The organism is Bradyrhizobium sp. SK17 (genome assembly GCF_002831585.1).
Lineage (GTDB): Bacteria > Pseudomonadota > Alphaproteobacteria > Rhizobiales > Xanthobacteraceae > Bradyrhizobium.
In genome coordinates this window covers 1,147,580-1,167,077 of record NZ_CP025113.1, presented here as the reverse complement: position 1 = coordinate 1,167,077, position 19,498 = coordinate 1,147,580, and the positions used below count along the sequence as shown (strand labels likewise).

19 protein-coding genes are annotated in these 19,498 nt (G+C 65.6%); 2 read left to right on the top strand and 17 right to left on the bottom strand.

The genetic code is table 11. The features are described from left to right. Positions 1–90 precede the first annotated feature (90 nt). The gene (locus CWS35_RS05380) at positions 91–933 is read left to right on the top strand and encodes a phytanoyl-CoA dioxygenase family protein (protein ID WP_100951175.1); all 843 of its coding nucleotides are present in this window, start codon (positions 91–93) and stop codon (positions 931–933) included. Between the two features lie 111 nt (positions 934–1,044). Here CWS35_RS05380 and CWS35_RS05375 read toward each other — a convergent pair whose 3' ends face one another. From CWS35_RS05375 to murJ, 16 genes are all read right to left on the bottom strand, one after another. Further along, positions 1,045–1,785, bottom strand: a complete 741-nt coding sequence (locus CWS35_RS05375) for a tRNA (guanine(46)-N(7))-methyltransferase TrmB (protein ID WP_100951173.1) — start codon at positions 1,783–1,785, stop codon at positions 1,045–1,047. Next, entirely contained in the window at positions 1,782–2,909 is a 1,128-nt protein-coding gene (locus CWS35_RS05370) for a M20 family metallopeptidase (RefSeq protein ID WP_024584596.1), read from the bottom strand. The genes CWS35_RS05375 and CWS35_RS05370 overlap by 4 nt, the downstream gene beginning before the upstream one ends. 207 nt (positions 2,910–3,116) lie before the next feature. Further along, a complete protein-coding gene (locus CWS35_RS05365; RefSeq protein WP_024584595.1) occupies positions 3,117–3,533 on the bottom strand; it encodes a helix-turn-helix domain-containing protein in 417 nt (138 codons plus the stop codon). Positions 3,534–3,794: 261 nt separating this feature from the next. After that, a complete protein-coding gene (gene lnt, locus CWS35_RS05360) occupies positions 3,795–5,408 on the bottom strand; it encodes an apolipoprotein N-acyltransferase (RefSeq protein ID WP_100951171.1) in 1,614 nt (537 codons plus the stop codon). Then, entirely contained in the window at positions 5,405–6,517 is a 1,113-nt protein-coding gene (locus tag CWS35_RS05355) for a hemolysin family protein (protein WP_024584593.1), read from the bottom strand. The genes lnt and CWS35_RS05355 overlap by 4 nt, the downstream gene beginning before the upstream one ends. 1 nt (position 6,518) lies before the next feature. Continuing rightward, complete coding sequence (gene ybeY, locus CWS35_RS05350; protein WP_100951169.1) at positions 6,519–7,016, bottom strand: rRNA maturation RNase YbeY; 498 nt, start codon at positions 7,014–7,016, stop codon at positions 6,519–6,521. A gap of 68 nt (positions 7,017–7,084) precedes the next feature. After that, on the bottom strand, positions 7,085–8,155 hold the full coding sequence (locus CWS35_RS05345; RefSeq protein ID WP_080890898.1) for a PhoH family protein: 1,071 nt from the start codon (positions 8,153–8,155) through the stop codon (positions 7,085–7,087). Positions 8,156–8,160: 5 nt separating this feature from the next. Further along, entirely contained in the window at positions 8,161–9,549 is a 1,389-nt protein-coding gene (gene miaB / locus CWS35_RS05340; protein WP_100951167.1) for a tRNA (N6-isopentenyl adenosine(37)-C2)-methylthiotransferase MiaB, read from the bottom strand. 60 nt (positions 9,550–9,609) lie between these two features. Beyond that, positions 9,610–10,308 (bottom strand): HAD family hydrolase, encoded by a 699-nt coding sequence (locus CWS35_RS05335; protein ID WP_100951165.1) that lies wholly within the window; start codon positions 10,306–10,308, stop codon positions 9,610–9,612. 54 nt (positions 10,309–10,362) lie between these two features. After that, positions 10,363–10,815 carry a Fur family transcriptional regulator gene (locus CWS35_RS05330; protein WP_024584588.1) on the bottom strand — a complete coding sequence of 151 codons (453 nt, stop codon included), beginning with the start codon at positions 10,813–10,815 and terminating at the stop codon, positions 10,363–10,365. A gap of 65 nt (positions 10,816–10,880) precedes the next feature. Continuing rightward, positions 10,881–11,366, bottom strand: a complete 486-nt coding sequence (gene rimI, locus CWS35_RS05325) for a ribosomal protein S18-alanine N-acetyltransferase (RefSeq protein ID WP_024584587.1) — start codon at positions 11,364–11,366, stop codon at positions 10,881–10,883. Then, positions 11,363–12,058, bottom strand: coding sequence for a tRNA (adenosine(37)-N6)-threonylcarbamoyltransferase complex dimerization subunit type 1 TsaB (gene tsaB, locus CWS35_RS05320; protein WP_100951163.1), 696 nt, complete (start codon positions 12,056–12,058; stop codon positions 11,363–11,365). Before tsaB ends, rimI begins: the two co-directional genes overlap by 4 nt. Before the next feature lie 88 nt (positions 12,059–12,146). Further along, a complete protein-coding gene (locus CWS35_RS05315) occupies positions 12,147–12,716 on the bottom strand; it encodes a NifU family protein (protein WP_100951161.1) in 570 nt (189 codons plus the stop codon). A 260-nt stretch (positions 12,717–12,976) separates the two neighbouring features. Further along, a complete protein-coding gene (locus tag CWS35_RS05310; protein ID WP_024584584.1) occupies positions 12,977–13,471 on the bottom strand; it encodes a universal stress protein in 495 nt (164 codons plus the stop codon). 87 nt (positions 13,472–13,558) lie between these two features. Continuing rightward, a complete protein-coding gene (gene trpS / locus CWS35_RS05305) occupies positions 13,559–14,611 on the bottom strand; it encodes a tryptophan--tRNA ligase (RefSeq protein ID WP_024584583.1) in 1,053 nt (350 codons plus the stop codon). A 66-nt stretch (positions 14,612–14,677) separates the two neighbouring features. Beyond that, on the bottom strand, positions 14,678–16,216 hold the full coding sequence (gene murJ, locus CWS35_RS05300; protein WP_100951159.1) for a murein biosynthesis integral membrane protein MurJ: 1,539 nt from the start codon (positions 16,214–16,216) through the stop codon (positions 14,678–14,680). A 255-nt stretch (positions 16,217–16,471) separates the two neighbouring features. Between murJ and CWS35_RS05295 the strand changes: the two genes are divergently transcribed. Continuing rightward, the gene (locus tag CWS35_RS05295; protein WP_024584581.1) at positions 16,472–17,473 is read left to right on the top strand and encodes an adenosine kinase; all 1,002 of its coding nucleotides are present in this window, start codon (positions 16,472–16,474) and stop codon (positions 17,471–17,473) included. A gap of 202 nt (positions 17,474–17,675) precedes the next feature. Here the strand turns inward: CWS35_RS05295 and CWS35_RS05290 are convergent, their stop codons facing one another. Beyond that, entirely contained in the window at positions 17,676–19,376 is a 1,701-nt protein-coding gene (locus CWS35_RS05290) for an AMP-binding protein (protein WP_100956056.1), read from the bottom strand. Positions 19,377–19,498 lie beyond the last annotated feature (122 nt).

The window sequence follows — 19,498 nt, the reverse complement described above, 5'->3', positions numbered from 1 at the left end:
GGTGACGGGGACGCAAAAAGACCTGCCAAACTCAAATCGGCCCGCTATGCTTTCCGCAAGGCGCGACACAGCGCCAAGGGAGAGATCGCCATGCTGACGGACGCCGACATCCAATCGCACGCCGCACGGATCCGCGACGACGGATACACCGTGATCGAGCGCGCCGCCTCGCCTGAGCTGGTCGAGGGACTGAAGGCGGCAGTCGAGCGGATCGAGCGCGAGCACGATCTCGGCCTTGCCCAGACGTCGTTCGAGGGCTTCAAGACGCTGCGCATCAACAATCTGCTGACTTATGACGATCTGTTCTGGGAAGTTCCGCTGCACGACAACGTGCTGCCGGTGGTCGAACGCGTGCTGGATCGGGAATGCCTGCTGTCGTCGTTCTGCTCGCTGGTGCTCGGCCCCGGCCAGGAGGCGCAGCCGATCCACGAAGACACCCAGTTGATCCCGCTGCCGCGGCCGCACATCCCGATCACGATCAACGCGATCTGGGCGCTGTCCGATTTCCGCGACGACAATGGCGCGACGCGGATCATACCGGCGAGCCACAAATTCGATTCGTCGCCGGAATATGGCAAGGAGTATCAGGCCGTCACCGCGACCATGCCGGCCGGCAGCGTGATGTTGTTCGACAGCGCGCTGTGGCATGGCGGTGGCGCCAACACCAGCGATGCCAGACGCTTTGCCTTCTCCTGCGCCTATTGCTGGGGCTGGATGCGGCAGCAGGAGAACCTGCAACTCGGCATTCCACGCGAGACCGCGGCGCGCTTCCCGCGCCGCCTGCAGGAATTGTGCGGCTACAGCGTCTACAAGGGCCAGTTCGGCCACATCGACAATCACGATCCGATCGAGCTGCTCGGTCGCGAGCGCGGCAAGCGCATGGTGTGGGAGGCGACCGACGTCCGCAAGGCGCGGATGGCGGGGCAGGGATAATCTTTCGTCATTCCGGGGCTCGCGGAGCGAGAGCCCGGAATCCATTTCTCCGCTGACGATGTGGCGCAACGGATTCCGGGCTCGTGCTTCGCACGCCCCGGAATGACGACGTCAGGGCAACCGTCTGAACCTCAGATACGCCGCCTTGCGCCCTTCGCGCTCGGCCTTGGCGCCGTAGCGCGTCATGGTGTAGTTCGGCCATGGCTCGCGCCAGTCGATCGCGCGCTCGGCGAGCCAGGCGAAGTCGGGCGAGCGCATCAGATGCGCCAGCGTCCAGGCGCAGTAATCGTCGATGTCGCTGACGAAGCGGAATTCGCCGCCCGACGGCAGCAATCGCGTCATCGCCGCGACCGTCGCGTCCTGCACGAAGCGACGCTTCCAGTGTCGCCGCTTCGGCCAGGGATCGGGATGGATCAGGTCGATGCGCGTCAGCGAGCGGGCCGGCGCCCAGGCCAAGAGCTCGGCCGCGTCGCCTGCGAACAGGCGGATGTTGCCGATATTCTGCGCCTCGATCTGGGTCAGGATCTTCGCCATCCCGTTGACATAAGGCTCGCAGCCGATGAAGCCCGTCGCCGGAAAGGCCTGCGCTTCCGCGATCAAATGCTCGCCGCCACCGAAGCCGATTTCGAGCCTGACGTTTTCGATGCCGTCGTCAAACAATTCGGTCAACGCCTCCGGCGCGGGCATCGAGATGTCGACCGAAAGATGCGGCAGCAGGGTGTCGATCAGGTCGGCCTGATGCGGGCGCAGCTTGTGGCCCTTGCGCCGCCCGAAGAACGAACCGCGTGAATGGGCCGTCGCGCCATCATCAGGTGCGTCGCGATCATCGGTGTCGGCTGGAGCGGATATCATCGCAGCGTTTGATAGAGGCGGTGGAGCAGTCGCGCGCGCGGCTCGATCGACGAGATGTAGAGCTGCTCGTAGTGGGTGTGCGCACCCTTGCCATCGACGCCGAGGCCGTCGAGGGTCGCGGTATGCGGCGCGGTGAAATTGCCGTCGGAGCCACCACCGGTGAACACGTCCAGCAGCTCGAAGCCGAGCTCGGCGGCAAGCTCCTTGGCGTGTTCGTAGAGCGCGGCGCCGGCGTTGCCCTTCTCATAGGGCGGCCGGTTCAATTCGCCCGTGACTTTCACGGTGACGCCGTCGGTGCGCGAGGTGATGCCGAGGATCTTCGGCACCAGCTCGTCGGCGTCGGCCATGGTCGGCACGCGCATGTCGACTTCCGCATAGGCCTCTTCGGCGATCACATTCGGCTTGGTGCCGCCGCGGACCACGCCGACATTGACGGTGACGCCGCGCTTGAGGTCGTTCATTCCCTCCAGGGTCTGGATCACGTTGCCGAGTTCCCGGATCGCGCTGCGACCGTCTTCGGGTCGCGTGCCGGCATGTGCGGGCGCGCCCTTGATGTGGACGTCGAAGCGCGCAACGCCCTTGCGTCCGGTGACGATCTTGCCGCCGTCGCGCGCGGGCTCGGTCACCAGCACGTATTTCGCCTTGCGACCTTCGGCCTCGATCAGCGCGCGCGAAGTCGGGCTGCCGATCTCCTCGTCCGAAACATACATCTGGGTGATGCCGAGCGGCGGCCGCGCGTCATCGGCGCAGATCTGCCGGAACGCATGATAGGCGAGATAGGCGCCGCCCTTCATGTCGTAGATGCCCGGGCCGAACGCGCTGTCGCCTTCGATCCTGAATGGTAACCGTTCGATGAATCCCATCGGATGAACTGTATCGAGATGGCTCAGCACCAGGATGCCCGGCGCGGCCTGCCCCCAGGACGAGCGGGCGACGAGATGATCGCCGCAGCCGTCGCGTCCAGCAATTCGCTCCACCGTCGCCGGCAGGTCGCGATACTCGGCGGCGACGAGATCGGCCAGTTTGTTGACCTGATCCGGCCGCTCCGTCGGAGACTCGATCTCGACCCAGCGGCGAATGCCGTCGAGGATCGCCGCAGTTTCAAACGGGTTGCTGGACATCATGTTGTTGCCGCCTGTGGATTTGTTTTATCACTCAGCGCACGCACCAGATCATCATCCGGAAGCGCACGCTGCGGTTTCGCGGAAAGATCATGCGCAAACAAGGCGCTAAAGCGCGGCAAGGCATCAGCCTCAACTGGTCGCGCTCCAGCCTGTGCCGGAATGGCATATTCCAGATTTGACGATCTCTCAAACGGATATGGCGCGCGATCACGCCTGTTCGGAGGCCTCGCGTGCCGCGATCTGCTCGACCAGTTCGACGATGCTGCGGCGGAGCTTGGCGTCCGCGATGCGTGTGAAGGCGCGGGTCAGGGCCAGGCCTTCGGCGGTTGCCAGAAAATCGGAGACGTAGGTCGGCGAGGAGCCCTCGCTGAAGCCGTCGGCGGTTTTGACGCCGCTTGGGCCACCGTCAAACAGGAAGGACACCGGCACCTGCAGGATCTCGGAGATCTGCTGTAGCCGGCTGGCGCCGACACGGTTGGTGCCCTTCTCGTATTTCTGCACTTGCTGGAACGTCAGGCCTAGCGCCTCGCCCAGTTTTTCCTGGCTCATGCCGAGCATGATGCGTCGCATACGGACGCGGCTGCCGACATATTTGTCAACAGGATTGGGCGCTTTGGTGGACATCTCCAACTCTCCTAAGGGATTGCGCGCCCGTGGCTGAGGCAAGTTGGAAGTGGAGTATGCCTCAGGCGCCGGTGCCGTCAAATCCTGCAAGGAGGATCGGGACGAAATGCGGACAATTTGCGCAAAGGGGCTGACGGGACTTGTGATTTCGCGTGGAGCCGTACAATGCGAAGCGCACGGTCGATCTGTCAACTGGTGGAATCGCACTGAGGCGAATTTCGACGTTTTTTCGGGTTCGGCGACAACCGGCGATATACAGGATCAGGCTTTTCGCCTGACAAAACGTCTCCGCAATACGATTGCGAGGGCAACTAACACAATTACAGCGGCGGGGATGTTCCCGACACGCGCGTAGATCGTCGGCGGCAGCGCTGCCGGCAGGCCGGCATCGAGCACGCCTTCGATTCCGAGTCCGAGTCGTGCGACGATTCGCCCGAGCGGGTCGATGACCGCCGAGACGCCCGTATTTGCGGCGCGCACCAGCGGCAGGCCTTCTTCGATCGAGCGCAGCCGGGCCTGTTGCAGATGCTGATAGGGGCCGGTCGAGATTCCGAACCAGCCGTCATTGGTGACGTTGATGATCCAGCCGGGACGGTCGTCGCGGCTCACCACATTGCCGGGAAAGATCGCCTCATAGCAGATCAAGGGCAATGCGCGCGGTGCATTCGGAATATCGAGCGTGCGGCGGATCGTGCCGGGAATGAAGCCGCCCTGCACCTTGGTGAGCTGCACGAAGCCGAGCTTCTCCATCCAGTCCTGGAACGGCAGATATTCTCCAAATGGGACAAGGTGCAGCTTGTCGTAGACCGCGAGCACGCTGCCGTCATGGTCGATCACGTAGATGGAATTATAGGCGCGCGTGACGCGCACATTGGGCGGCAGATCGGGCGCGCGCACCGAGCCGGTGATCAGCACGGTTCCTTTCGGCAGCAGCGCGGCGATCTGCGCCATCGCATCGGCTTCGCGCGTCAGGAAGAACGGAAACGCGGATTCCGGCCAGATCAGGATGGTTGAGTCGCTCACACCGGTGGAGTGCGGTCCCGAGGCCCGATCCGACAATGTGAGATATTTCTGCATCACCGCCGCCTTGGCGGAGTAGTTGAACTTGGCGTCCTGTTGCAGATCCGGCTGCATGATGCGCAGCTTGACGCCATCGACCATCCTGGTCGGCGCCTGCGACAGGCGGACCGCGCCAAACGCCAGCATCGCCGCCAGAACCAGCACCGCGGTCGCCGGTGCGCGCCATGGCTTGCGGCCGCGCGATGCGCCGTCGATCAGCACGGCCGGGCTTGCGAAGATCGCAACCGCCAGGAACGTCATGCCCCATAGCCCGATCAGCGATGCAGTTTGTGCCAACGCCAGCGGTTCGGTCAGCGCGTAGCCGAACGCATTCCACGGGAAGCCGCTCAAGAGATGGCCGCGCAGCCATTCTGAAATCGTGAGGCTGACCGCAAGCGCCAGCACGCGCGAGGCGTCGCGCGGCCAGATCAGCCGCGCCAGCGCGAAGCCGAAGGCAGTGAACAATGCGAGATAGGCGGGCAGGCCGAGCACCGCGAACGGCGTCAGCCAGGCGAAGGTGTCGGCATCGACGAAGAAGGCGTAGCCGATCCAGTACAGTCCCGGCACGAAATAGCCGAGGCCGAACCAGAAGCCCGACATCGCCGCCGCGGGTGCGCCGCGCCAGCGCCCGGCCGCCGCGCCGTCGATCAGCCAGACCGCGATGGAGAAGGTGAGGAACAGCACCGGCCAGGCGTTGAACGGCGCCATCGCCAGCGAAGACAATGCGCCGGCCGCGAGCGCGAGCACCGCGCGCTTCCATCCCCAGGTCAGGATGACGGCAAGGCCGATCGATCGGAGCTTGTCGGAGAGCTTCACTGCGGACCGGCTCCTTCGCCGGGCGGCGGTGAATTGTCGTTGGCCTGCGGGTTGCCGGAGTCCGGCGTCTGCTCGCGGCGCCGTTCGCGCTCCTTGCGCGGCGCCGGGCGCTCCTTGCGCGCGGTGATCCGCACGCGCTTGACCCGCCGCGGATCGGCGTCGAGCACCTCGACCTCGTAATTCCCGGGGCCCGAAATCACCTCGCCGCGCACCGGCAGGCGGCCGACGAACGACACGAGGTAGCCGCCCAGCGTCTCGACCTCCTCGCCGGCGTCGCCGATCACGAAGTCATCGCCGATCACCGAACGGACGTCGTCGAGGCTGGCGCGGGCGTCGGCGAGAAAGGAGTTGTCCGCCTGCCGAACGATCGACGGCGGCTCGTCGGAATCATGCTCGTCGTCGATCTCGCCGACGATCTGCTCGACGATATCCTCGATCGACACCAGCCCGTCGGTGCCGCCATATTCGTCGACCACCAGCGCGAGATGGATGCGCGAGGCCTGCATCTGCGCCAACAGGTCGATCGCGCGCATCGACGGCGGGATGTAGAGCAGCTTGCGGATGATGTTGGCGTCCGCCAGCGGCAGCGCGAGATCGACGCTGCGCAGGTCGAGGCCGGCAGGAAAAGGCTTCTTGCGCTTGGTCTTGGTCGCGTCGGTGACGCGCGCCTTCGCGGTCATGAAGGCGAGCAGGTCGCGGATGTGCACCATGCCCTCGGGATCGTCGAGGGTTTCGTTGTAGACGACGAGCCGCGAATGCGCCGCGCTCTCGAACAGGCTCATCAATTCGCCGAGCGGAATGTCGCGCTTGACCGCGACGATGTCGGCGCGGTGAATCATGACGTCGGCGATCCGCCGCTCGTTGAGCGACAGGATGTTGCGCAGCATGGTGCGTTCGATCGCCGAGAAGCCGACGTCGTCGGGCGTCGAGGCGTCGAGCACCACCTGCAAATCGTCGCGCACCGAGCCGGCCTTCCAGCCGAACAATGTGCGGATCGCGCGCACCAGCCAGCCCTCGGCCGCCGGGCGCTGCACCTCGCCGTCATGCACCACGGCAGGCAGGTTGCTCACGTTGCGCGGGTTGTCGTGGGTCGGTTCGGAATCCGGCATGTCAGGCGATCCGATCCGCATAGGGGTCGGGAATGCCGAGGGAGGACAGGATCTCGCGCTCGAGGTTTTCCATGTCCTCGGCATCGTCGTCATTCTCGTGGTCATAGCCGATCAGATGCAGGAAGCCGTGCACCGCAAGATGGCTCAAATGATGGTCGAACGGTTTCTGTTCGTCATCGGCCTCCCGCCGCGTCGTCTCGTAGGCGATCGCGATGTCGCCGAGCATGCGCGGGGCATCGTCGGGTCCGCCTGGACCTTCCGGTTGCAGCGCCGGAAACGACAGCACGTTGGTCGGCTTGTCGATGCTGCGCCAATTGGCGTTGAGGGTGCGGATGCCGGCGTCGTCGGTCAGCATCACCGCAAGCTCGGCGCCGGCGACATCGGCATCGGCGATTTCGGCGGCAGCCTCGATGGCGCGATGAATCACCGCGTCGGCATTGGGCTCGGCCTGCCAGCATTCGGCGGTGACGAGAACCTCGGTTGCAGGAAAAGCTGACACCTTCGTTTCAAAATCTGCGTTATGGCCGGAACCCGCATCGCGCGGGCTCGCGGCCGAAGCTATTGGGCTCAAGATCTGGCCTTTGCCGGCTTTTGCGGCAATCCCTCATAGGCGGCCACGATGCGCGCCACCAGCTCATGGCGGATGACGTCCTCGGCCTTGAAGTGCACCTGCGCGATGCCCTCGACGCCGTCGAGCAGCTTGACGGCTTCAGCGAGGCCCGAGGCCTGGCCGTGCGGCAGGTCGACCTGCGAGGGATCGCCGGTGACGATCATCCGGCTGTTCTCGCCGAGACGCGTCAGGAACATCTTCATCTGCATCGACGTGGTGTTCTGTGCCTCGTCGAGGATGATGGCCGCATTGGTCAGGGTACGGCCGCGCATGAAGGCGAGCGGCGCGATCTCGATCTCGTTGCCTTGCAGCGCGCGCTCGACGACGCGGGCATCCATCAGATCGTACAGCGCATCGTAGATCGGGCGCAGATACGGATCGACTTTCTCCTTGAGGTCGCCGGGCAGGAAGCCGAGCCGCTCGCCGGCCTCGACCGCCGGCCGCGTCAGGATGATGCGATCGACTTCCTTGCGCTCGAACAGCTGCGCCGCATGGGCGACCGCAAGCCAGGTCTTGCCGGTGCCGGCCGGGCCGATGCCGAACACCAGCTCGTGCCGCTTCAGCGCGCGGATGTAGGAATCCTGCGCCGCGGTGCGGGCGCGCACCGGACGCTTGCGCAGGTTGATGGTCTCGAAGGTCGGCTTCGCGGTCTTGTTGTCGAACTCGAACAGCGAGCCTTGCGCGATCACGGCGCGGATCGCGCCTTCGACTTCGCCCTGATCGAGATCGTGGCCTTCGACGGCCTGCGCATAAAGCGTCTCGAGCACGCGCCGCGCGGCGTCGCAGCCGTCGCGGGAGCCCGCGATGGTGAGATGATTGCCGCGCGAATCGACCACGACGCCGAGCCGCCGCTCGATCAGCGCCAGATTCTGTCCGTAGGGGCCGACCAGCGCGGATGCGGCGCGGTTGTCGTCGAAATCGATGACGACCTGAGTTTCAGGGGGCCGGGTCTCAGGTGGCATTTGCATGTCGCGGTCTGGTTTGCGGCTGGGAGCGAGCGAAGGCGAATCCGATGCGCTTTTGGGCAAGGATTTCAGGCTCCAATGGTCTGCGAAATGAGGCCGGGCGCTGCCGGCGTCGCCAGCTCGCCGATCAGGCTGTAGCGTTCGAGGCTGTCGATCCTCACGGAGCGGACCTGGCCGATGATGTCGGGCGAGGCCATGACATGCGCTGGCTGAAGATAGGCGGTGCGGCCGACGATCTGGCCGGGATTGCGCGCGGCGCGCTCGAACAGCACTTCCACCGTCGTGCCGATCGCAGCCCGGTTGAAGGCCGATTGCTGGCTGTCGATCAGTTCCTGAAGCCGCCCCAAGCGCTCGTCCATCTCTGCCGCTGACACCGTCTCCCGCATCTCCGCCGCCGGCGTGCCTGGCCGTGGCGAATATTTGAACGAATACGCCGCAGCGTACCCGATTTGCGTGACAAGCGCGAGAGTGGCGGAAAATTCTTCGCTCGTCTCCCCGGGAAAGCCCACGATAAAATCCGATGAAAAAGCAATGTCTTGCCGCGCAGCGCGAAACCGGTCGATGACCCGCCGGTAGTCATCGGCGGTATGCTTGCGGTTCATGGCGGCGAGAATCCGGTCCGATCCCGATTGCACCGGCAGGTGCACGAACGGCATCAGCTCGGGCAAATCGCGATGCGCCGCGATCAGGTCGTCGTCGACGTCGCGCGGATGGCTGGTCGAATAGCGCAGCCGCATCACGCCGGGAATCTCCGCGAGCCGCTGCAACAATCTGCCGAGCGACCAGACGCGGCCGTCGGGGCCTTCGCCGTGATAGGCGTTGACGTTCTGTCCGATCAGCGTGAACTCGCGCACGCCGTTGTCGGCGAGCTGCATGACGTCGTCGATGATCCTGGCGACCGGACGCGACACCTCGGCACCGCGCGTATAGGGCACCACGCAGAAGGTGCAGAACTTGTCGCAACCTTCCTGCACCGTGACGAAGGCGGAGATGCCGCGGGCGCGGATCGCATCCGGCTTCGGCTGCGGCAGGAAGCCGAACTTGTCCTCGACCGGGAATTCGGTTTCGAGCGCGCGGCCGGTTTCCTTGGCGCGCTTCAGCAGCTCGGGCAGATGATGATAGCTCTGCGGCCCGACCACGATGTCGACGGTCGGGGCGCGGTTGATGATCTCGGCGCCTTCGGCCTGCGCAACGCAGCCGGCGACTGCGATCTTCATCTCGCGGCCCGCCCGCGCAGCCTCGTCCTTGGCGACGCGGAGCCGCCCGAGTTCGGAATAGACCTTCTCCGATGCCTTCTCGCGGATGTGACAGGTGTTGAGGATCACGAGATCGGCGTCTTCGACGCTCGCGGTCTCGACAAAGCCCTCGCCGGCCAGCGTGTCCACCATGCGTTGCGCATCGTAGACATTCATCTGGCAGCCATAGGACTTGATGTGCAGCTTGCGCGGCGTCGTCATGGAACCCTGAGAGCGAAAAATGCAAACGGCGCCATCCGGGCGCCGGGGCTCAAATATAGCCTAAACCGGCGAAAATCCAGCGATCGAGCCGTGTTTTTGGCTCAGCCGGGCGATCAAATCGGGCAATTGGCGCATATCGGCGAATGTCTCGGCCGCGCCGGCCCCGCGCAACGTCGCCTCGTGTTCCCCCGTGCAATGGCTGCCGCCGTAGAAACCGAGCACGGTCATGCCGGCGGCGCGGGCGCCGGTGACGCCGGCCACGCTGTCCTCGATCACGACGCAGCGCTCAGGTTTGGCGCCCATCCGGGCGGCCGCGAACAGGAACAGATCGGGTGCCGGCTTGCCGCGCTTGACCTGGGTGGCAGAGAAAATATGCGGCGCGAGCTGGTCGTACAGCCCGGCGCAGGTCAGTCCATGATGGATCTTCTCCGGCGTGCCGCTGGAGGCCACGCATTTCGGCAAGCCGAGCGCGGCGATGGCATCGCCGACATGCGCGATCGCGCTGAGGTCGTTGGCATAGAAGCTCAGCGTCGCGTGCTTGACCTCGGCCTCGAAGCCGTCGGGCAGTGCGCGGCCGATCTCGCTCTCGACGATCCGCCGCGCCTCGCGGTCGGATACGCCGAGGAAACGCTTCAGCACGCCGTCCGGCGTGATCGGAAAGCCGTGCCGCGTCAGCGTTTCCGCATGCGCGCGACAGGAGATCACCTCGCTGTCGACCAGCACGCCGTCGCAATCGAAGATGACGAGATCAAAGCCCATGGTTCGGTGATGCGTTCCTTTGCGCGCGAAGCTGATTGCGCCGCGTGCGCGCGTCTACGATTTGCCGTCTTCGTCGAGCGGGACGCAATACAGCTCGAGACGGTGATCGACCAGCTTGTAGCCGAGCTTGCGCGCGATCTCGGCCTGCAACTTCTCGATCTCCTCGGAGGTGAACTCGATCACCTTGCCGTCGCGCAGGTTGATCAGATGGTCGTGATGGCTCTCCGGCATCTGCTCGTAGCGCGCGCGGCCTTCGCGGAAATCGTGACGCTCGATGATCCCCGCATCCTCGAACAGCTTGACGGTGCGATAGACCGTCGAGATCGAGATCTTGTCGTCGACCGCCACGCAGCGGCGGTAGAGCTCCTCGACGTCGGGATGATCCATGGCTTCCGCCAGCACCCGCGCGATCACGCGGCGCTGTTCGGTCATGCGCATGCCGGTCGCGGCGCAGCGCGCCTCGATGCCGGTATTCTTCTGCGCAGGCGGGATTTTCACCGTCGTCATGGGTCCTTGCCGAGTTCTTGGCTTCGGGTGGCGGAGCAGGGCGCTGTTCTGCCACCGCGCCGATGTTACGACAAGTCGCGCCGCATCAGAAGCGCGTTCAAATGTTCCCCACCGGGCTGCTTGTAGTAGCGCTCGCGGCGGCCGATCACGCCGAATCCGGCCCTTTCATAGAGCCGTCGCGCCGGCTGATTATTCTCTTCCACCTCGAGGAAGATGGTGCGGATGCCGCGGCCGGCCAGATGGCCGAGATGGGTCAGCAGCAGGTCGCGCGACAGGCCGCGTCCGCGCTGATTGGAATCGATCGCAATCGAGAGGATTTCCGCCTCGTCCGCGGCCATCCGCGACACCGCGAAGCCGATCACCCTGCGGCCCTGGCGCAACCGGTGCACCAGCGTGTTGCGCTCGGTCAGCATCGTTTCGAATTCGCCTTCGCCCCAGCCACGATGGAACGAGGCGCCGTGCAGTTGCGCGAGCCGCGCAGCGTCGCGCAACGATGCGGGCTCGACTGCGGACGGTCCGCCGCCCCACCATCGTGACAACCAGCCGATCATGTCGATGGCGGCGCGCTGATTTCGAGCCGGTCCTTTGGCGGCTTCGCATCGGGTGCGCGCAGATAGAACGGCCGCGGCGGCGCGGTGTCGGGATCGATCGCCGCACCGACCCAGGCGACCCAGGCGATGTCGGGCGCCGGTTGTCGATCGACCTTCACCGGCGGCGTCGCGTCGGCAGGCCAGCGTTCGGCGAGAATATTCGCGGCGTTGCCGACCAGGTGCAGCGCGCCGAATTGCGCGGCCTCGAGTGCTTCCGAGATCGGGGCCACCTTCGGCTTGAGCATCGGGCCGCCGTCGCCGCCCACCAATTGGAAATAGACGTGATCATGCCGCGCATCGATCGCCGACAGGATCGTATGCGCGCCATTCTCCGCGACCAGCGGCGCGGCATAGGCGGCGAGCGTCGACAGCCCGACGATCGGCTTCGCGGCTGCCAGCGCGATGCCGCGCGCTGCCGAGAGGCCGACGCGCAATCCCGTGAAACTGCCGGGGCCGGTGGTGACCGCGATGCGGTCGAGCGTGGTGAAGCCGATGCCGCTTGCCTTCATCACGCGCCCGATCAGCGGCATCAGGGCTTCGGCATGACCGCGCTGCATGGTCTGCGATTCGATCGCAAGCGTGTTGCCGGTGTCGGTGTCGAGCACCGCCGCGGAGCTGGCGTCGAGCGCGGTATCGATGGCGAGAATGATCATGAAGGGGCGAATGGCGAGTGGCGAATAGCGAATGGACGATCAGGGCGGATCCCTATTCGCCATTCGCCAATCACTATTCGCCTCTCCATCACATCGGCCGCACTTCCTGCACGTCGGGCACGAAGTGCCGGAGCAGGTTCTGGATGCCGTGCTGCAAGGTCGCGGTCGATGACGGGCAACCGGCGCAGGAGCCCTTCATGTTGAGATAGACGATGCCGTCCTTGAAGCCGCGGAAGGTGATGTCGCCGCCGTCATTGGCAACCGCCGGCCGCACCCGGGTCTCGATCAGGTCCTTGATCTGCTCGACCGTCTCGGCATCGGCCTCGTCGAAGAACTCGTCTTCCTCGTCGCGCGCGTCGTCGCTGCCAGCGGTGCCGTCGGCGAGCAGCGGCGCGCCGGACATGTAGTGCTCCATGATGGCGCCGAGGATCGCGGGCTTGAGGTGCTGCCAGTCGCCATCCGCTTTGGTCACGGTGACGAAATCGGCGCCATAGAACACGCCGGTGACGCCGGGCACGGCGAACAGCCGTTCGGCGAGCGGCGAGCGCGCGGCCGATTCGGCGGACGAGAATTCTATGGTCCCGCTGTCGAGCACCGTACGGCCCGGGATGAATTTCAGGGTGGCGGGATTGGGGGTGGCTTCGGTCTGAATGAACATTTGCTGTCTCCGGCGTCGCCGGTTCAAGGCCGGCGCGTTGGGTTCCCCTACCAAATGGCAACTAAAAAGCCGCCGATCAAGCCGCAAAACCGCGGTTCCAGGTCCCTTATGGCCGATTCTGAATAGCTGGAGGAGGGCTGGCCTCGCATCCTCGTCATGCCCGGCCTTGTGCCGGGCATCCACGTCTTTGCTGCCGCCTACGCGAAAGAACGTGGATGGCCGGGACAAGCCCGGCCATGACGACGGTTGTGAATATTCCTCTAGGACAGCGCGTCGATCTCGGCGTCGGTCAGGCCGCCGGGCACGATGGTCACCGGAATCGGGAACGCGCCCATGGTCTTGGCCATGGTGGTGATGATCGGCCCGGGGCCCTCGGCGCCCGGATTGGCCGCCAGCACCAGCATCGCGATGTCGACGTCCTTGTCGATCACGTCGAGGATCTGCTCGGTCGGGTCGCCCTCGCGAATCACCCGCTCCGGGGTGATCGCGGCGATCCCGTTGGCGCGGCCGGCGGCGCGGTCGAGCGCCTCATTGGCGGCCTCCTCGGCCTCGGCGCGCATGATGTCGGCGACCCCGAGCCATTGCTGGTTCTGGTCCTCGGTCTCGATCACCCGCAGCATCAGGACGCCGCCGCCGACCCGGATCGCCCATCGGCTGGCGTAATAGACCGCGCGGTCCCATTCCGCGGTGTCATCGACGATGACAAGGCATTTGGGCTTGTGGCCCGTCTCGTAGCTGCGTCGCTGGGTGGTCATGCATGTCCCGGTGCTGGCCAAACCAACCCATGCTGCCACACTCCCTCGCCGTTTGGGAGAGGGAGCGCGCAGTTCCTGGCTTGCGCGTCAGCGCGGCCGGATGAAGCCGACGATGTCCTTGGTGGTGCGCATGGTCTCGTCGGCGATGATCCGTGCGCGGTTGGCGCCGTCGGCCAGGATCGCATCGACATGGCCGGGATCGGCAACCAGCCGCTTCATCTCGCCGGCGATCGGCGCCAGCTTCGCGACGCAGAGCTCGACCAGCGCGTTCTTGAAGGTGGAGAACTGGCCGCCGCCGAACTGGTTGAGCACGTCCTGCTTGGTGACGTCTGCGAGCGCGGCATAGATGCCGACCAGGTTGTCGGCCTCGGGGCGCGGCTCCAGGCCCTTTTCCTCGGACGGCAGCGGCTCCGGATCGGTCTTGGCCCGGCGAATCTTCTGCGCGATGGTCTCGGCGTCGTCGGTGAGGTTGATGCGCGAATTGTCCGACGCGTCCGACTTCGACATCTTCTTGGTGCCGTCGCGCAGGCTCATCACCCGGGTCGCCGGTCCCGTGATGAACGGCTCCGGCATCGGAAAATACAGCCCTTCATTGAAGCCCTGGCCGCGGATCGAATCGCCGAAATCGTTGTTGAACTTCTGCGCGATGTCGCGGGACAGTTCGAGATGCTGCTTCTGGTCCTCGCCGACCGGCACATGGGTGGCGCGGTACAACAGGATGTCGGCGGCCATCAGCACCGGATAGTCGTAGAGACCAACCGAGGCGTTCTCGCGGTCCTTGCCGGCCTTCTCCTTGAACTGGGTCATCCGGCTGAGCCAGCCGACCCGGGCGACGCAGTTGAAGATCCAGGTCAGCTCGGCATGGCCGGCGACCTGGCTCTGGTTGAACACGATGTGCTTCTTCGGATCGATGCCGGCGGCGATGAACGCCGCGGTCACCTCGCGGGTGTTGCGCGCGAGCTCGGCCGGGCCGCCCCAGACGTCGACACCCTGCGTGATCGCGTGCATGTCGACGACGCAATAGATGCAGTTATGGGTCTGCTGCATCTTCACGAAGTTGACGATGGCGCCGAGATAGTTGCCGAGGTGCAGATTGCCCGTCGGCTGGACGCCTGAGAAAACCCGTTCAACGAACGCCATGGTCTCGATTCCCGGAAAAGATCGCTTTTGCGGGGTCGTTTGCCACTTAAGCTCCGCGCGCGCAAGTCAGGCGGCGCGCCTTTGCCTGACGGCGTTAACCGCCTCGCGCCACCCGGTGACGCCGAAAAGCTGTAGGAACAGGCCGTAAGCCGCAATCCCAGCCGCGATCAGGACGAGCAGCGAGACCGCATGCGCCAGACCGTGGCTGCCCGCGGCCGGTAGCGCACCCTCTGCGAGCCACAGCAAGGCGCCCATCGCGAGCGCTGCCGCCAGGATACGCGGCAGTCGGCGCCGGGCCGCGGCATCGATCGAGAAGCCGAACGTCGCGGCGCCCTTGCGGATCAGCGCCAGCGCATTGCTCCAGGCGCCGAGTGCGATCCCGGCGGCAATTCCGCTCGCGCCGAACAGATGGCCGAACAGGAAGCCGGCCGCGATCGTCACCACGATGGCCTTCAGCGTCGCAAACAGTGGCGTCAGGGTGTCCTCGCGCGCGAAGAATGCCGGAGACAGCGCCTTCACCAGCACATGCGCCGGCAGTGCGAGCGTCAGCCAGATCAGGGCCTGCGCGGTTGCGGCGGTATCCTCCGCGGTGAACGCGCCGTGCTCGAACAGCATTCGCACGATCGGTCCGCTCAGCACCATCAGCCCGAGCGTCGCCGGCAGCGCCAGTCCGACCGCGAGCTCGAGGCCGCGCGATTCCGCATGCGCGATCGCCGTGTGTTCGCCGCCGCGCACGGCGCGGGTCATCTCCGGGATCAGCACCGTGCCCATGGCGACGCCGACGATGCCGAGCGGCAGTTCGAGCAGGCGGTTGGCGAAATAGAGCCAGGACACCGCCGACGGCGAAGTGGAGGCGATCACGGCGCCGGCAACCATCAGCCATTGCGGCGCGCTGCTTGCGACCATGCCGGGCACCGCGCGACCGAGAAAGCCGCGCATCTGCGGATCGAACGAGACGCGCAGCGGCGCGGCGAGCTTCGCCCCGCGCAGCGCCAGCATCGACAGTTGCAGGAATCCGGCGACGCCGATGGTGGCCGCCATGACCAGCGCGGCCTGTACCGGGTCCTGCTGCCGCGCCAGCAGCACGGCCATCACCGCTATCAGTGCGATGTTGAACAGCAGCGGCGAGAACGCCGTCAGGGCAAAGCGCCCCTGCGCATTGAGCAGCGCCATCATCACGGTGACCGGGCCGGCGAAGGCGAGATAGGGCAGCATCAGCCTTGCATCGTCGACGGCGAATTGCAGCGTGTCGCGGCCGACAAAGCCGGGCGCGATCGCCGCGATCACCAGCGGCATCAGCACGCCGATCACCAGCGCGGCCGCGATCACGGCGGCGCTGACGGTGCCGAGCACGCGGCCGGCGAAGGCGGTTGCCGCGTCGATGCCGTCCGCATCGCGCGCCTTCAGCCACGCCGGCACCAGCGCGGCGTTCAAGCCGCCCTCGGCCAGCAGCCGCCGCACCACGTTCACAAGCTGAAACGCCGCCAGGAAGGCATCCGCCACCGGGCCCGCGCCAAGCAGCGCCGCGATCACGGAATCGCGCACGAAACCGAGCAGCCGCGAGGCCAGCGTTCCCGAGGAGACCGTGAGGAAGGAGCGGAACATCGGGTCTGTATAGCAGCAGCCCGCCTTGCCGCCAGCGGCACTCTACTAAACCCGTCACCCTGAGGAGCGCGAAGCGCGTCTCGAAGGGTCGACGGCCACCAGCGGGGCCGTGCATCCTTCGAGGCTCGCCCAGCGACGCAATTGCGCCGCAAGGCTCGCACTTCAGGATGACGGAACTGACGGCGGCTTGCTGCCCCAAGCCGTAACGTGATAGGTCGCGGCTCTTGTTGGATGGCGTTAACACAGGGCAGGTCTATGGCTGACGCAAAATATGACGTTCTCGGGATCGGCAACGCGATCTTCGACGTGCTGGTGCAGACCGACGAGGCATTCCTTGCCCGTCACGGCATGACGAAAGGCTCGATGCAGCTGATCGACGAGGCGCGCGCCACCGCGATCTACAGCGACATGGGCACCGCCACCGAGATATCGGGCGGCTCGGCCGCCAACACCATCGTCGGCGTCGGCAATCTCGGCGCCCGCGCCGCCTATGTCGGCAAGGTCAAGGACGACCAGATCGGCAAGCTCTACACCCATGACATCCGCGCCGCCGGCGTCACCTTCGAAACCGCGCCGGCGACGACCGGTCCGGCCACCGGCTGCTCCTACATCCTGGTGACGCCGGACGGCGAGCGCACCATGAACACCTATCTCGGTGCCGCGCAGGACCTGACGCCCGACGATATCGATCCGGCCCAGATCGCCGCCGCCAGCATCATCTATCTCGAAGGCTATCTCTGGGATCCGAAGAACGCCAAGGACGCCTTCGTGAAGGCGGCCGATATCGCGCATGGCGCCGGCCGTCAGGTCGCACTGACGCTGTCGGATTCGTTCTGCGTCGATCGCTACCGCGACGAATTCCTCGACCTGATGCGCAAGGGCACGGTCGACCTGGTGTTCTCAAACGAGTCCGAGCTGCATTCGCTGTACCAGACCTCGGATTTCGACACCGCGCTGAAGCAGTTCGGCAAGGACACCAGGCTCGGCGTCGTCACCCGCAGCGAGAAGGGCTGCGTCGTGATCTCGGGAGATGGCGTCGTAGCGGCGCCGGCCTATCCGATCGACAGACTGGTCGACACCACAGGCGCCGGCGACCTGTTCGCTGCCGGCTTCCTGGTCGGGCTCGTGCGCAATGTCGGTCATGAGAATGCCGGCCGTCTCGGCGCGCTCGCCGCCGCCGAGGTGATCCAGCACATCGGCGCCCGGCCGCTGGTGTCGCTGAAGGAGCTGGCGAAGGCGAAGGGGCTGCTGGTTTAGGGCGGCCCTGGCCTTCTTCAACCTCCCCTGCGATGGAGCAGTAGCGATAGAACATCGCTCCACCCTCGTCATTCCGGGACTCGCCGAAGGCGAGAGCCCGGAATCCATCGGGCCGGATCATGCGTGGAGCAATGGATTCCGGGTTCTCGCTTCGCGAGCCCCGGAATGACGGCCGGCAAGCCGGAGAGGGAGAAGAACGCCCTCACGCCGTCTTCGCTGCCTTCAATCCGAGCCGCTGCTCGACCGCGTCGCGCATCACGAATTTCTGGATCTTGCCGGTCACCGTCATCGGGAATTCCTCGACGAACTCGACATAGCGCGGGATCTTGTTGTGGGCGATCTGGCCCTGGCAGAAGGCGCGCACCTCGTCGGCGGTGAGGGTTTCGCCCGACCGCACGCGAACCCAGGCGCACAGCTCCTCGCCATAGCGCTGGTCGGCGACGCCGAAGATCTGCACGTCCTGGATCTTCGGATGGCGGTAGAGGAATTCCTCGATCTCCCGCGGATACAGGTTCTCGCCGCCGCGGATCACCAGGTCCTTGATGCGGCCGACGATGTTGCAGTAGCCCTCGTCGTCGATCACGGCGAGATCGCCGGTGTGCATCCAGCCATTGGCGTCGAGCACCTCGCCTGTTTTCTCCGTCTCGTCCCAATAGCCAAGCATGACGCTGTAGCCGCGGGTGCAGAGCTCGCCGCGTTCGCCGCGCGGCACCACCTTGCCGTCGAGATCGACCACCTTGACCTCGACATGCGGATGGATGCGGCCGACCGTGGAGACGCGGCGCTCCAGGGGATCGTCGGTCGCGCTCTGGAAGCTCACCGGGCTGGTCTCGGTCATGCCGTAGGCGATCGTGACCTCATCCATGTTCATCTCGGTGTTGACGCGCTTCATCACCTCGATCGGGCAGGGGGCGCCGGCCATGATGCCGGTGCGCAGCGAGGAGAGATCGAAGCGCGAAAACTCCGGATGATCGAGCTCGGCGATGAACATGGTCGGCACGCCGTACAACGTCGTGCATTTCTCCTGCGCGACGGTGGTCAGCGTCGCTAGCGGATCGAAGCCTTCGCCGGGATAGACCATGGTGGTGCCGAGCGTGACCGAGGCGAGGTTGCCCATCACCATGCCGAAGCAGTGATAGAGCGGCACCGGAATGCAGATGCGATCCTGCTCGGTCAGCCGCATGGCGCGGCCGGTGAAGTAGCCGTTGTTGAGGATGTTGTGGTGGGTCAGCGTCACGCCCTTCGGAGAACCCGTCGTGCCGCTGGTGAACTGGATGTTGACGGGGTCGTCGAATTGCAGGCTCGCGCCGAGCGCCGCGAGTTGCTCGCGATGGCGTTCTCCGCCCATCTGCGCGATCGTGTCGAACGGAATGGTGCCCGGCGCCGCCGGGCCGCCGATCTGGATCACGGCGCGCAATTGCGGCAGCCGCGCCGAGCGCAGTTGGCCCGGCGTGGCGCTTGCGAGCTCGGGCAGCAGCGTGTTCAGCATCTCCATATAGGCCGAGGTCTTGAACGCGGTCGCGGTCACGATCGCGGCGCAGCCGACCTTGCCGAGTGCGAATTCGAGCTCGCTCAGGCGATAGGCGGGATTGATGGTGACGAGGATCAGTCCGGCTTTTGCAGCTGCGAATTGCGTCAGCGTCCATTCCGGCCGGTTCAATGACCAGATGCCGATCCGCTCGCCGCGTTGCAGCCCGAGCGCGAGGAAGCCCGCGGCCGTCGCCTCGACGCGCTCGGCGAATTCGTTCCAGGTCCAGCGCACGTTGTGGCTCGGCGAGACCAGCGCCTCGCGCTTGCCCCAGCGCGCCCGCGCGCGGTCGAGGCTACGGCCGATGGTTTCACCGAGCAGCGGCGTATCGGAAATGCCGCATACATAGCTGTCTGCCAGGATCTTGGGTGCCAGAATCTCGGGTGCCAAGCTCGTCCTCCTCGTGATCGTGTTCGTGTCGCCGCGCTTTTTTGCGCGATCTTAGTCGTTTGACGCGGGCAGGACAGGCCCGACCTATGGCGGGTATGAAAAGCGTC